The organism is Aeromonas sp. 600948 (assembly GCF_049174875.1).
Lineage (GTDB): Bacteria > Pseudomonadota > Gammaproteobacteria > Enterobacterales > Aeromonadaceae > Aeromonas > Aeromonas veronii_A.
In genome coordinates this window covers 13349-28161 of the sequence record NZ_JAAKTY010000002.1, presented here as the reverse complement: position 1 = coordinate 28161, position 14813 = coordinate 13349, and the positions used below count along the sequence as shown (strand labels likewise).

Sequence of the window (14813 nt, the reverse complement as noted above, 5' to 3'; positions counted from 1 at the left end):
CCCTCCCCCCTGCTTACCTGACAAGCCCGGTGTTAGAATCCACGCGAATTTAATCTATGCGGGAAATCTCCCGAATATCGCGTAATAACCCGGAAGTTATATGCCCTCAATACGTTTTAAAAGAGTCTCGGCCACCCTGTTGCCGCTGCTCTGTCTCCTCGCCAGCCTCTGCGTCCCGCAAGCCATGGCGCAAGATGTCCCCTCTCGCAACGCAGTTCAGCGAGCGCTGGATGGTCTGGGTAAATCAGAGACCCTGACCGTCAGTCAGCAAGCAGATCAGAAGTTGCTGACCGAAACCCTCGGCCTGCTCGACAACATCGACAAGGAGGAGGCGAAGGCCAAGACCCAGGCCCAGCGGATCCGCAACCTGCCCACCGAACTCAGAGAGATCAGCGCCAAGCTCGATGCCCTGACCAAGGGCAAAAGTGCAGAGCAGATCAAGAGCGAATACGCCAGCATGAGTCTGGCAGAACTCGACAGCCGTCAGCCGGAAGTGCTGGCCAACATGCAGGCGGCCCAGGAGGCCCTCGGCGCCATCGGCAGCCAGCTCACCAGCTTGCAGACACTGCCGGAGCGAGCCCAGGCCAGCATGAGCCGTGCCTACCAGCGCAGTCAGGAGATCCGCAGCCGCCTCAACGCAGGTGAAAGCGTCTCCAGCGCCGAGAAGATGAAGCTCGGTGCCGAGCTGGCCCTGCTCGACCTGCAACTGGCCCACCTGCAAAAGGAGCTGGATAACCGTACCAGCATGCAGGATCTGGCGATCAAGCAGCGCGACTACCAGAGCGCCCGTCTCGCCAGCGAAGAGCAGAAACTGCAGCTGTTGCAGGATCAGAGCAGCGCCAAGCGCCTCGGCGACACCGAAAAAACCGCCGAGCAGACCGGTGAACTGGTGGCGACCGAAGACAGCCCGCTGGTGCAAAAAGAGCAGGAGCTCAACCACCAGCTCAGCCAGCAGCTGATCGGTGCCACTACCAGCCTCAACTCGCTGGTCCAGAAAAACCTGCAAGCCAAGAGCTGGCTGGAGCGCGGCATCCAGACCGAGCGCAACCTCAATGAACAGGTGCAGATGCTCAAGGGCAATCTGCTGCTGTCGCGCATCCTCTATCAGCTCTATCAGCAGCTGGAGGCGGCCCCCACCATCGCCGTCAAAAACCTGGAAGAGCAGATCGCCGATCTCCATCTGGCCCAGTTTGAACTGAGCCAGCAGCGTGACCAGCTGTTCCAGAAGAACCTCTATCTGGACAATCTGATCGCCGGCAGCAAGGATCCGGTGAGCGAGGAGGACAAAGAGAGCCTTGCCAAGCTGCTCGACACCCGCATCAATCTGCTCGATCAGCTCAACCGCCAGCTCGACAGCCAGCTCACCAACGCCATCAGCCTGCAGCTGACCCAGCAGCAGCTGGCGCGGGTCTATGCCTCTATCGAATTTACCCTGCAGCAACACATCTTCTGGGTAAGCAGCAACAAGCCCATCGACAGCAAGTGGTTTATCAGCTGGCCCGCCCAGGCCTACAAACAGGCCTCCGACTGGGTATTGAAACCGGACTGGAAACGCTGGCGCGAAGAGCTGCTGGGGATCTCCCTGCTCGCCTTCCCGCTGCTGCTGATCGGCGGCCTGCTGGTCTGGAAACGTCCGGCGCTGGTTGAGCGCGAGAAGAAGATCACCAAGGACCTTGGCCGTTTCCGTCAGGACAGCCAGTGGCACACCCCGCGCGCCCTGCTCTATACCGTGCTGCAACGCCTGCCGGGCAGCATGTTCATTCTCGCTGGCGGTCTGCTGCTCACCTACTGCGGTCTGCTCAGTCCCAAGCTGATGTTCCAAATCACCCTGAACCTCGCCCTCGGCTATCTGGTGTTCAGCGTCTATCTGGCGGTGATGCGCCCGGGTGGCATCGCCGAAACCCACTTCCGGATCCCGAAAGCGGAGCTGCAGGCCAAGCGCAACAGCATGCGCTACATCTGGTTGCCACTGCTGCCGCTCATCATGCTCGCAACCAAGGCGGTGGTTGAACCCTCCACCCTGGGCAACGACGTGATCGGTCAGGCTATGACCCTGACCCTGCTGGGGCTGGCCGCCTATCTGGTGTTCCCCATCTCCCGCGCCCGCATCAAGGGCGAGGCGAGCATGCAGAAGTCGCTGATCGCCATCGCCCTGGCGCTGGCGCCGGTGGCGCTGATCGTGCTGGCGGTGCTCGGTTACTACTACACCGCGCTGAAGCTCACCGGTCGCCTGATCGAATCCTTCTACCTCATCATCATCTGGAGCCTGGTCTACCGCACCGCCCTGCGTGGTCTGGAGCTGGCAGCACGTCGTCTGGCCTACCGCCGTGCGGTGGCCAAGCGTGAGCACAAATCTTCGGAAGATGCGGAAGGGGGCGAATCCATCGAAGAGCAGCCCATGGATCTGGAGGATGTCAGCCAGCAGTCCCTGCGTCTGACCCGTACCGTGCTGATGCTGATCTTCGGCGTCGCCTTCTACTGGCTCTGGTCCGATCTGGTCGCGGTCTTCTCCTACCTCGACAGCATGGTGCTGTGGCACCGCAGCGAAGGCACTGGCGCCAACGCCGTGCTGTTCCCCATCAGCCTGAGTGACGTGCTGATCGGCTTCCTGCTGCTCGGCGGTGCCTGGTCACTGGCGCGCAACCTGCCGGGCTTGCTGGAGGTGCTGGTGCTCTCCAAGCTCAACCTGGCTCAGGGGACCGCCTACGCCATCACCACCATGCTCAACTACGTACTGATCGGCTTTGGCTCCCTCACCGCTCTCTCCATGATGGGCGTGCAGTGGGACAAGCTGCAGTGGGTAGCGGGTGGTCTGTCAGTCGGTATCGGTTTCGGCATGAAGGAGATCCTCTCCAACTTCGTCTCCGGCATCATCATCCTGTTCGAGCGTCCGGTGCGGATCGGTGACACCGTCACCATCGGCTCCTTCTCCGGTACCGTCTCGCGGATCCGCATTCGCGCCACCACCCTGACCGACTTCGACCGCAAAGAGGTGATCATCCCCAACCAGCAGCTGATGACAGAACGGCTCATCAACTGGTCGCTGAGTGACACCGTCACCCGGGTGATCGTGCGGGTGGGCGTGGCGTACGGCTCGGATCTGGAGCTGACCCGCACCCTGCTCAAACAGGCGGCCGACGAAAACAGCCGGGTGCTGAAAGACCCAGCCCCCATCGTCTACTTCCTCACCTTTGGCGCCAGCACTCTGGATCACGAGCTGCGCTTCTTCGTGAGCGAACTGGGTGATCGCAACCCGGCGGTAGACGAGTTGAACCGCAAGATCGACCAGCTGTTCCGCGAGAACGGCATCGAGATCGCCTTCAACCAGATGGATGTCTACATCAAGAACATGCAGGGCGAAGAGCAGAAGGTGGAGTCCAACTCCGCCGCTCTGCCACCTCCCGCGGAAGATGGCAAGCAGCCAGCCTGATAGCGAACTGCACTGATCTGATGACAACAGCCGCTCACCCAGGTGAGCGGCTTTTTTATGTTCCCGTTGCTACGATCGTCCCCTCAGGCAACCACCGGAGAGTGATAAATGAGTTTACCCGCTGCGGTCTCTCACCTAATGTAGGCTGACGAACGGGAGAGCAGGGAGCCGCGTTTTCGCCCATGGATGACCAACAACTAGAGCACATTCTGTTTCGCTCCTTTGATGTGATCCCGCTCCCAATCCTGGTGTCCGAGTCGACAGCCAGCCAGGGTCATATGTCACTCGACCGGATCCCCCTGCGTCGCCATCTCTTCCTCAACAGGGCCTTTCGCGAACAGCTGGGCTATGAGCTGCAGGATCTGCCGGACATGGAGAGTTGGTTTCACCTCGCCTATCCCGATGAGAGCTATCGCAACTCGGTAATTCAGGCCTGGCATAACCAGATAGAGCAGAGCCTGCACCATGGGCTGGAGGTCGCCGAAATGCCTGCGCTGATCCGCTGCAAGAGCGGTCAGTCGCGCTGGTTTATCGTCACTGCCCAGCTGGGGGCAGATGCCATCCCGGATAGCCATATCGTCACCTTTCGCGATATCCACGACCTGCAATGCATGGTAGAAGAGGTGAGCCGCCTCTCCTGCACCGATCCCCTCACCGAACTGACCAACCGGCGTGGCGCACAGCAACAGCTGCAGGCTCTCTGGTTGCAGGGCCAGCCCCTCTCGGTAGTACTGGGAGATATCGATCATTTCAAGCAGGTCAATGACCGCTACGGCCACCCTGCGGGCGATGCCGCGCTCTGCGCCGTCGCCCACGCCATGGCGGGCCAGCTGTTGCCGGGGGAGAGTTTGGCCCGTTGGGGCGGGGAGGAGTTCCTGCTGATCCTGCCAGACTGCAGCATTGAACAGGCAGCACGGCGCGCCGAACAACTGCGCCAGCATGTCAGTACCACCCGCTTGCCATGGCAAGGAAAACAGATCGCGCTAACCATCAGTCTGGGGTGTGCCAGCATGAAGGGTCAGGAGAGCATCGACTATCTGCTGATGATGGCAGACCGGGCCCTTTATCAGGCGAAGGAGCAGGGACGTAACCGGGTGGTCATCTCGGCACAATAGCCTGATAGCCAGAAAGGGAAGCTCGCACGCAACCATAAAAAAACCGAAGCACCAGGCTTCGGTTTTTTACTGCGGCAACTGGCATAGGCCAGCCGACCATTACTTCTTGATGCGGATAACCGGAGTCTCGCCCACAGTCACGGCACCAGTCATCTTCACCAGCTCTTTGATCTCGTCCATGTTGGAGATGACCACCGGAGTCAGGGTAGATTTGGCTTTTGCTTCCAGAACGGCCAGATCGAATTCGATGATGGTATCACCGCGCTTGACCTGCTGGCCTTCCTGAGCGATACGCTTGAAGCCTTCGCCTTTCAGTTCAACGGTGTCGATACCGAAGTGAACGAACAGCTCGATACCAGAGTCGGACTCCAGAGAGAACGCATGGTTGGTCTCGAAGATTTTTCCGATGGTGCCATCGCACGGAGCAACCATCTTGTTGCCAGCCGGCTTGATGGCGATACCGTCACCCACGATCTTCTCGGCGAAGACAACGTCAGGCACATCTTCGATCGGCACGATTTCGCCAGACAGCGGAGCGAAGATTTCGATGCCGCCGGTATCAGCGCTATCGTCGGACACCAGTTTCTTCAGTTTGTCGAACAGACCCATAGTAAAAGCTCCTAGAGATGATTTGTCGCTGTTTGCAGCCGATCTTAGCAGACTGCCTTCTGCTTGATAAAGTTATCTACGCACGCTTCGATTTCAGCAGCGGTGGCAAAGCTCAATGCCTGGTCAGCCATTGCCTTCACATCTTCGAAGCTGGTGTTGCGGATAAGCTTCTTGATACGCGGTACAGAGATGGCGCTCATGGAGAACTCATCCAGACCCATACCCAGCAGCAGCAGGGTGGCGCGCTCGTCACCAGCCAGTTCACCACACATACCGGTCCACTTGCCTTCGGCGTGGGACGCATCGATAACCATCTTGATCAGGGTCAGGACGGAGGGTGACAGCGGGTTGTACATAGCGGAGATCATCTCGTTACCGCGATCGACAGCCAGGGTGTACTGGGTCAGGTCGTTGGTACCGATACTGAAGAAATCCACTTCCTTGGCCAGATGATGAGCCATCACGGCAGCGGCCGGGGTCTCGATCATGATACCCACTTCGATGGATTCATCAAAGGCTTTGCCTTCAGCACGCAGTTCGGCTTTCAGCGTCTCCACGGTAGCTTTCAGGCTACGGAACTCTTCGACAGAGATGATCATCGGGAACATGATGCGCAGTTTGCCGAAGGCAGACGCACGCAGAATGGCCCGCAGCTGAGCGTGCATGATGTCTTCGCGGTCGAAGAAAATACGCACGGCACGCCAGCCCAGGAAGGGGTTCATCTCTTTCGGGAAATTCATGTACGGCAGCTCTTTGTCGCCGCCAATGTCCATGGTACGCACGATGATCGGCTGATCCGGCATCGCTTCGGCCACTTCTTTGTAGGCTTTGAACTGCTCGTCTTCGGTCGGCAGCGCGTCACGGTCCATGAACAGGAACTCGGTACGGTACAGACCCACGCCTTCGGCGCCATTGCGGATGGCACCTTCGGTATCCTTGACGGTACCGATGTTGGCGCACACTTCGACCTGGTGACCATCCAGCGTGATGGCAGGCAGATCTTTCAGCTTGGCCAGCTCATCTTTCTCGGCCTGGAACTGAGCCTGGAACTTCTTGGCTTCGTTCAGCTGTTCAGCGGTCGGATTGATGATGATCTGGTTATTGATCGCATCCAGCACCAGCATGTCACCGTTCTTGACGCGCTCGGTGATGTCGTTGGTGCCTACCACGGCCGGCAGCTCCAGGGAGCGGGCCATGATGGAGGTGTGAGAGGTACGGCCACCGATATCGGTGACGAAACCCAGCACATATTTCAGGTTGATCTGAGCGGTTTCAGACGGGGTCAGGTCTTTGGCGACCAGGATCACCTCTTCGTCGATGGTGCTCAGGTTGACAACGGCGATGCCCAGCACGTTCTTCACCAGACGGGTACCGATGTCACGGAAGTCGGTAGCGCGCTCGCGCAGATAGGGGTCATCCAGCTCGGCCATCATCTTGGCGTACTGCTCGATCACCTCATAGATGGCTTTGTCGGCGGATGCCTTGTTCTCTTTGATGAAGGATTTGATATCCCCTTCCAGCTCCTCATCTTCGAGCAACATGATGTGGCCTTCGAAGATGGCCTCTTTTTCCTCACCGAAGGTGCGACCGGCCATCTCTTTGATGGCTTCCAGCTGGGCAGCTGACTTGGTACGAGCTTCGAGGAAACGGTTGATCTCGCCATCAATCTGATCAGCAGAGATTTTGCCCTGATTGATAACGATTTCATCTTCTTTAAGAAGAAGCGCCTTACCGAATGCGATACCGGGGGACGCAAGAATGCCAGATATCATAATCCTTCCTATTAAAACGACTGTGGGGGAGGAATCTAAAGCTGGATTACTCCAGCTCGTCCATCAGGGCAACCAGCTTCTCAACAGCTTGCTGGGCATCCGGGCCGTCAGCCTGGATGGTTACGTTGGTGCCCTTGGTCAGGCCCAGGGTCTGCAGCTTGAACAGGCTCTTGGCGCTGGCGGACTTGCCACCGGAGACCACAGTGATCTCGCTTTGGAATTCTTTGGCTTCTTTCACGAACTGAGCTGCCGGACGGGTGTGCAGGCCGTTTTCAGCAGTAATAACAACAGACTTCTCGTACATGGTTTCACCCCATATTATTGATATTTTTTGGTGGATTGGTCGTTTTTGAAGCAACCTGACCCACCGTGTCAGTATGGATATGTTGTAAAGTAACGAAAGCAGACCCGCAATGGTTTAATCCAGGTCAAGTTTCTGTGCAGTAATCGGCGCGCTGGTTGGCAATTTTCAGTTATTGGGCTACAAGCCGCATCAGGACTGGCCTGAAATTATTTTATAACGAAAAATAACACTTTGTTACTTTGTGATACCCAGCCAGCAAACACCGCGTGACGCCGCACAGGATATGAGATTTAGAGCGGAATGTCTGCTTTTTTTCTCACTCCGGAACTTGTTATTTTACCCCAAAAAATAAGGATCAAGTGACACTAACAGGGGTTGAGTCTAGCCCATAAAGAAGCGGCGCTCCTGGGAGCGCCGCTGTTTTGAAAGATTCCGATCAGTTACTGCTGCAGTTCCTGCTCGCTGAACACCCCGGCAAACAGGGCGCTGGAGAGGTAACGCTCCGCCGCACTCGGCAGAATGACCACTATGGTTTTGCCCGCAAATTCCGGCAGCTCGGCCAGACGGCTGGCAGCCACCACCGCAGCACCGGAGCTGATACCGGCCAGGATCCCCTCCTCCTCCATCAGGCGGCGGGCCATCTCGATGGCTTCATCGCTGGTCACCTTCTCCACCCGGTCGATGAGGGAGAGGTCCAGGTTGCCCGGGATAAAGCCTGCGCCGATCCCCTGGATCTTGTGGGGGCCCGGTTTGATCTCTTCCCCGGCCAACTTCTGACTGATGACCGGCGACTCGGCCGGTTCGACCGCGACAGAGACCACCGCCTTGCCCTGGGTCTTCTTCAGATAGCGGGAGACACCGGTAATGGTGCCACCGGTACCGACCCCGGCCACGAACACATCCACCTCACCGTCAGTGGCATCCCAAATCTCGGGGCCAGTGGTCTTTTCGTGGATCTCCGGGTTGGCCGGGTTTTCAAACTGTTGCAGCAACACATACTTGCCCGGCTCGGATTCGAGGATCTCGTTGGCCTTGGCAATGGCCCCCTTCATGCCGAGCGGCCCTTCGGTCAGCACCAGATTGGCACCGAGCGCCTTGAGCAGCTTGCGGCGCTCCAGGCTCATGGTGGCCGGCATGGTCAGGGTGATGGGATAGCCGCGAGCCGCCGCGACAAAGGCCAGAGCAATGCCCGTGTTGCCGCTGGTGGGCTCGATGATCTCCTTACCCTTGGTCAGGATGCCGCGCTTCTCGGCATCCCAGATCAGGTTGGCACCGATACGGCACTTGACGCTGAAGCTGGGGTTGCGGCTCTCGATCTTGGCCAGCACGCGACCTTTGGTAACACGGTTGAGACGAACCAGCGGGGTGTGACCGATAGTCTGGCTGTTGTCCTCAAAAATTTTGCTCATGGCGCTATCCCTGTGTTTGTTACGACGATGAAACAAGATTACCCTGTGGTTTCTGAATGAGAAGTGACTATTCGTTATAACCATATGGTATTACAACATATAGAGCTTATTCTCTCTGGCCCCTGACTCCGGGCGCCAATCGTCAAAGGAACCGACGTTATGGGATTTTCAGGAAGCAGCCAGTATCTCGCCTCCGATGCATTGAAGATGGCGGTCAATGCCGCCATCACCCTCGAAAAACCGCTGCTGATCAAAGGGGAGCCGGGCACCGGCAAGACGGTGCTGGCGGAAGCGGTCGCCGACCATCTCGGCACCGACCTCATTGCCTGGCATATCAAGTCCACCACCAAGGCCCAACAGGGACTCTACGAATATGATGCGGTGGCCCGGCTGCGGGACTCCCAGCTCGGCGACCCCAGAGTGGCCGATATCAGCCACTACATTCGTAAAGGCAAACTGTGGCAGGCCTTCAGCTCCGAGCAGCGACCTGTGCTGCTGATCGACGAGATCGACAAGGCCGACATCGAATTCCCCAACGATCTGCTGCTGGAGCTGGATCGGATGGAGTTCGACGTCTACGAAACCGGCGAGCGAGTCAAGGCACGCCAGCGGCCTGTGGTCATCATCACCTCCAACAATGAGAAAGAGCTGCCGGACGCCTTCCTGCGCCGCTGTTTCTTCCACTACATCCGCTTCCCCGACAAGGCCGAGATGCAGGCCATCGTCAAACTCCACTACCCCGACCTCAAGGAGAGCCTGCTTGGCGAGGCAATGGAGCTCTTCTTCGAACTGCGCGAAGTAGAGGGGCTGCGCAAGAAGCCCTCCACCTCGGAACTACTGGACTGGATCCGCCTGCTCTTGGCCGACGATATCGCCCCCGAGGCGATGCGCGCCCGCGAGCCCGGCAAGCTGGTGCCCGCGCTATATGGCGCCCTGCTCAAGACCGAGCAGGATTTGCATCTCTTCGAGAAGCTCGCCTTTCTGGCCCGGCGCGGCAGCTGACCCATGCTGATCGACTTTTTTACCCACCTGCGCCGCCACAAGCTCCCCTGCAGCCTGCGTGAGCTGCTGGACTTGCACGCCGCGCTGGCAGCCCGGCTGGTCGCTGCCGATATGGACGAGTTCTACCAACTCTCCCGCTGCCTGCTGGTAAAAGACGAGGCCCACTACGATCGCTTCGATCGCGCCTTCGCCGAATACTACGAAGGGCTGGAAGCCATCCCCCTGCTGCCGGAGAGCCTGCCCGAGGAGTGGCTGCGCAAGGAGTTCGAACGGCTGTTGAGCCCAGAGGAGAAGGCGCTGCTCACATCCCTCGGCGGACTCGACAAGCTGCTGGAAACCCTTAACCAGCGATTACGCGAGCAGAAAGAGCGCCACGCCGGTGGCAACAAGTGGGTGGGAACCGGTGGCAGCAGCCCGTTTGGCCACGGCGGTTTTCACCCCGAGGGCATCCGCATGGGTGGAGAAGGGCAGCACGGCAAGGCGACCAAGGTGTGGGAGGCCCGCCACTATCGCAACTTCAGCGACGACTCGCCGCTAGGCCAGCGCGCCATCCAGCTGGCGCTGCGCAAGCTAAGACGCTGGGTGCGCAAAGGCAATCCCGACGAGCTGGATCTCGACGACACCATAAAAAGTTCTGCCCGCCAGGGCTGGCTCGATGTGAAGCTGCGGCCCGAGCGCCACAACGGGGTCAAACTGTTGGTCTTTTTCGATGTCGGAGGCTCCATGGATGCCCACGTGGCCGAGGTGCAGCGCCTCTTCTCCGCCCTGCGCCACGAGTTCAAGCATCTGGAGTACTTCTATTTTCACAACTGCCTCTACGACTTCGTCTGGAAGGATAACGCCCGCCGCTTTGAGGAGCGGTTCGATACCCTGCGGCTGCTGCGCACCTATGGCAGCGACTACCGGGTGATCCTGGTGGGGGATGCCACCATGGGCCCCTACGAGATCACCTGGCCGGGCGGCAGTGTCGAGCAGTGGAACGAGGAGTCGGGTCAGGTGTGGCTCACCCGCTTGCAGCAGCACTTTCCCAAACTGGTGTGGATCAATCCCACCCCGCGGCGGGAGTGGCTCTGGCATCCCTCCATCAAACTGATGAATGACGTGGTTGGCGGACGGATGCATCCGCTGACCCTGGCGGGTCTCGCTGCGGCGATCAACCAGCTCTAACCCTCTCTACCCTATAAACCGACAAGCCGGGAACGCACCCGGCGAGGAGCAAAGATGACCTCTATCGTGATCAGTGGCTCAGGCCTCTATACCCCACCCTTTGCCGTCAGCAATGAAGAGCTGGTGGCCGCCTTCAACCAGTATGTGGATCTCTACAACGAGGAGAACGCCTCCGCCATCGATGCCGGCCAGCTTCCCGCCAAGCAGCACTCCAGCTGCGAGTTCATCGAGAAGGCATCCGGCATCAAGAGCCGTTATCTGGTGAGCCGCGAGGGAGTACTCAATCCCGATATCATGCAACCGCTGCTGGCGGAGCGGCCCGATGAGATGCCCTCCATCATGGTGGAGATGGCGGTGGCCGCCGCCGAGCAGGCACTGATCGCCGCCGGTCGCGAGCCGGGAGAGATCGACTTGGTCATCGTCGCCGCCTCCAACATGCCGCGCCCCTACCCAGCGCTGGCCATCGAGCTGCAGCATTATCTGGGGGCGAGCGGCATGGCCTTTGACATGAACGTGGCCTGCTCGTCTGCCACCTTCGGCATCAAGACAGCCGCCGATATGCTGGCGGCAGGCACCGCCAAACTGGCGCTGGTAGTCAATCCGGAGATCTGCTCGGGACACCTCAATTTCCGGGACAGAGACAGTCACTTTATCTTCGGCGATGCCTGCACCGCGGTGCTGCTGGAGCGGGAGGCCGATTGCAAGGTGGCCAATCCGTGGCAACTGGTGGCCAGCAAGCTGGTGACCCAGTACTCCAACAACATCCGCAACAACTTCGGCTTTCTGAACCGGCTGAGCCCGCGCACCCGCTACGGCGACGACAAGCTGTTTCGCCAGCAGGGGCGCAAGGTGTTCAAGGAGGTGTTGCCGCTGGTGTGCGACCAGATAGCCAACCAGCTCGATGAGCAGGGCTGGCCTGCCGAGAGCCTGAACCGGCTCTGGCTCCATCAGGCCAACCTCACCATGAACCAGTTCATCGGTCGCAAGCTGCTGGGTCACGATGCCAGCCAGCAGGAGGCGCCGGTCATTCTTGATAGCTATGGTAATACCAGCTCGGCGGGTTCCATCATCGCGTTTCATCTGTACAATCGCGACCTTCCTGCGGGGGCCCGCGGCGTACTTTGCTCCTTTGGCGCTGGCTACTCCATCGGTAGCCTGCTGCTACAACGACAGTAACAGAGTGCGCGGGGAGAGTGGCCCGCGCCCTGTACTCTGATTGGGGTTTGGCGCTGTTTCGCCGCTAGCCCCGCTCTCGGTTCACCCTTACGAGAGGAGAAAACGGGCATAAATAGTGGCCAGACCATGACTATTGATCCGAAAACACCGTACTACTGTGACAACGCATACCGACAAGCCATTGATGAAAAACTTATTTTTCAGATTGGTTGCAATTTTTGAGTACCATGGTGCAACGGGGCGATATCTGGATCACAAGATGACAGGAAAAGGCTGCAATTTGTCATCCTTTGCCAATGATGGCTTCCAATGAATTCGAGGTTTGCTATCATCCGGAGACATTTCTTATCTGTCGCCGGCTACAAAAGAATCCCCTCATGTACACACAGTTCTTCGGCCTATCGGAACCGCCTTTCTCCATCTCGCCCAATCCCAAATACCTCTATATGAGTGAGCGCCACGGCGAAGCCCTTGCTCACCTCAACTACGGATTGCAGGATGGTGGCGGCTTTGTGCTGCTGACCGGCGAAGTGGGCACCGGCAAAACCACCGTCTCCCGCTGCCTGTTGCAGCAGTTGCCAGCAGAGACCGAGATCGCCTACATCCTCAACCCCTCCCTGACCGAACGGGATCTGCTGGCCGCCATCTGTGACGAGTTTCAACTCACCTACCCCGCCGAGGCCGGGATCAAGCAACTGTTCGACCTTATCCGCGACCACCTGCTGGCCAACCTGACCGCAGGCAAGCGCAGCGTGGTACTGGTGGATGAGGCCCAACATCTGTTGCCCGAGGTATTGGAGCAGTTGCGTCTGCTGACCAACCTGGAAACCGACGAGAAAAAACTGCTGCAAATCGTGCTGATCGGCCAACCCGAACTGCAACAGATGCTGCGCCTGCCCCTGTTGCGCCAACTGGCCCAGCGCATCACCGCCCGCTACCACCTGCTGCCCCTCTCCGCCACCGATGTGGATGCCTACGTCCGCTTCCGGCTGCAAGTAGCCGGTTGTGTGCAGCCCATTTTTACCCCCAGAGCGATCCAGACGCTGCATCGGCTCTCCGGCGGCATTCCGCGCCTGATCAACCTCATCTGCGATCGCGCCCTGCTCGCAGCCTTCGCCCGTGGCAGCTACAAGATTGTCCATGGCGACATCAGCCAGGCGGCGTTCGAGGTGAGCGGCGTCCGTGATGAGGGAAGCTGGCTTTCCGGTCTGATGGTGACACTGGCTGGCGCCTTGCTGGTAGCAGCAGGCTGGTGGGGCTGGCAATTTTTCGGCGTATTCCCCGAACGGCCTGTGGTCAAGGTCGAGGTGCCTGTCACCGTTGACGAGACCGCCGAACAACAAGATCAGTTGACCGAGGCCATCAATCAGGCCCTCGACCCCGAGAGCGCCATGCAGAATCTCTATCGGGTCTGGGGCTATGAACCGGAACCGTTCGATGCCACCTGTGACAACGCCCCTCGCGCCGGTCTGCGCTGCCAGGAGGGAGAGGCAAGCCTCGAGGAGCTGCGCGCCCTGCAGCATCCCGCCATGATCACGCTCACTGACCAGAATGGCGGTCTCTATTACGCCACCCTGGTCAATCTGGGGCCAAGCAAGGCCAGCCTGATGATCGGCAACCAGAGCTGGCAAGTGGATCGCCAGTGGCTCACCGACAACTGGGGTGGCAGCTATACCCTGCTCTGGCGCATGCCGAAAGGGGGCGTCAGCCTGATCGCCAGCAATGCCGGACAGACCCAGATCCAGTGGCTCGACAACGCCCTGAGTCGAGCATTGCAACAACCCGAACGCAAGGTGCGCCGTTTCGATGGCGAGCTCAAGACCAAACTGCAGCAGTTCCAGCGGGATCAGGGGCTCACCCCTGATGGCATCGCCGGCAGCAACACCCTGCTGCGGCTCAACGCTCTCTCCGGCGAACCCATGCCAAGACTGGAGGAGGCCTCCTGATGTCTACCCTGCTCAATGCTCTGCGCCGTGCCCAGCAGCCTTCGCAACAGAGCCATATTCCCGCCATGGGGCTGGCAGTAGCCCGCGAAGAGACGCAACCCGCGCGCCGTATCGGCTGGCTGCTGGCCCCCCTTGCCCTGCTGCTGGGGGCGGGTGCCAACTATGGCTGGCATCTAATCCACCTGCGTCCCATCGAGGAGAAGGTGGAGGTAAAAGAGGTGATTGCCTCCCCCTTCGTGCGGGTTGAGCCCAAGGCGATGGTGACCCGTCCGCTGCCCCCGCCCCTGCCGGAACCTGTAGTGCAGCAGCCCAGGGTCGCAGCGGCTGCCAGCAATCCGGCAGCCAGTCGACCAACCTTGGCCGAACAATTGATGCGCGCCCTCAACGAAACACCGCTGCAACAGGAATCGGGTACAGTTTCCCAAAGCGTGCAGCCGACCCAGTTGATGTCGCTGAATGCCGCTCCGCTTTCGGTTCGCCAGCAAGTGCCCGCATTCAGCTATGGCTCCCATGTGTTCTCATCCAATCCGGCCAAGCGGGCCGTGGTGCTCAATGGCCGCGAATACCGGGAAGGGAGCGAGATAGCCCCCGGGGTCGTGCTCGCCACCATCGACCAGCAGTACATTGTGCTGGATATCGGAGGCCAGAGCGTAACCCTCAAGGCGTTGCAGGATTGGCAAGGGTGAGTACACACCTTCCCCTGATAATCGCTGGCAAGCAGGATGCACCTCGCCTGAGTGCCACTTTTATGAGCATTCAAAGGTTTACGGTGTGATGAAATATCCATTTTTACGGTTTGGTGCGCCCCGACCCGTTGTGTCACAGCACGCAGCCGTACACAATACGCAGCCGCCCCAGAGCCTGGAATTTGTTGATTAATATG

Annotated in this window: 11 protein-coding genes; 7 read left to right on the top strand and 4 right to left on the bottom strand. The window is 59.1% G+C overall.

Going from position 1 to position 14813, the window contains the following annotated elements:
* Positions 1-100: 100 nt before the first annotated feature.
* Both mscK and G5182_RS01855 read left to right on the top strand, forming a co-directional pair.
* Positions 101-3430 (top strand): mechanosensitive channel MscK, encoded by a 3330-nt coding sequence (gene mscK / locus G5182_RS01860; protein ID WP_227342251.1) that lies wholly within the window; start codon positions 101-103, stop codon positions 3428-3430.
* A 182-nt stretch (positions 3431-3612) separates the two neighbouring features.
* A complete protein-coding gene (locus G5182_RS01855; protein ID WP_227342250.1) occupies positions 3613-4545 on the top strand; it encodes a GGDEF domain-containing protein in 933 nt (310 codons plus the stop codon).
* 99 nt (positions 4546-4644) lie between these two features.
* On the opposite strand, the gene crr is transcribed toward G5182_RS01855, so the two are convergent.
* From crr to cysK, 4 genes are all read right to left on the bottom strand, one after another.
* Entirely contained in the window at positions 4645-5154 is a 510-nt protein-coding gene (gene crr / locus G5182_RS01850; protein ID WP_216953167.1) for a PTS glucose transporter subunit IIA, read from the bottom strand.
* 44 nt (positions 5155-5198) lie between these two features.
* On the bottom strand, positions 5199-6926 hold the full coding sequence (gene ptsI, locus G5182_RS01845) for a phosphoenolpyruvate-protein phosphotransferase PtsI (RefSeq protein ID WP_216953166.1): 1728 nt from the start codon (positions 6924-6926) through the stop codon (positions 5199-5201).
* A 46-nt stretch (positions 6927-6972) separates the two neighbouring features.
* Positions 6973-7230: an HPr family phosphocarrier protein gene (locus tag G5182_RS01840; protein WP_005338266.1), complete on the bottom strand. Its 258-nt coding sequence runs from the start codon at positions 7228-7230 to the stop codon at positions 6973-6975.
* A gap of 440 nt (positions 7231-7670) precedes the next feature.
* On the bottom strand, positions 7671-8639 hold the full coding sequence (gene cysK / locus G5182_RS01835) for a cysteine synthase A (protein ID WP_047440293.1): 969 nt from the start codon (positions 8637-8639) through the stop codon (positions 7671-7673).
* A 159-nt stretch (positions 8640-8798) separates the two neighbouring features.
* Here cysK and G5182_RS01830 point away from each other — a divergent pair, with 159 nt between their 5' ends.
* From G5182_RS01830 to exeB, 5 genes are all read left to right on the top strand, one after another.
* Positions 8799-9641, top strand: a complete 843-nt coding sequence (locus tag G5182_RS01830; RefSeq protein WP_216953165.1) for an AAA family ATPase — start codon at positions 8799-8801, stop codon at positions 9639-9641.
* A 3-nt stretch (positions 9642-9644) separates the two neighbouring features.
* Positions 9645-10808 (top strand): vWA domain-containing protein, encoded by a 1164-nt coding sequence (locus tag G5182_RS01825; RefSeq protein ID WP_216953164.1) that lies wholly within the window; start codon positions 9645-9647, stop codon positions 10806-10808.
* 54 nt (positions 10809-10862) lie between these two features.
* Positions 10863-11984 carry a beta-ketoacyl-ACP synthase III gene (locus tag G5182_RS01820; protein ID WP_216953163.1) on the top strand — a complete coding sequence of 374 codons (1122 nt, stop codon included), beginning with the start codon at positions 10863-10865 and terminating at the stop codon, positions 11982-11984.
* 377 nt (positions 11985-12361) lie between these two features.
* Entirely contained in the window at positions 12362-13930 is a 1569-nt protein-coding gene (locus G5182_RS01815; RefSeq protein ID WP_227342248.1) for an ExeA family protein, read from the top strand.
* Positions 13930-14616 carry a GspB family T2SS assembly factor variant ExeB gene (gene exeB / locus G5182_RS01810; protein ID WP_227342246.1) on the top strand — a complete coding sequence of 229 codons (687 nt, stop codon included), beginning with the start codon at positions 13930-13932 and terminating at the stop codon, positions 14614-14616. Before G5182_RS01815 ends, exeB begins: the two co-directional genes overlap by 1 nt.
* Positions 14617-14813: the final 197 nt, after the last annotated feature.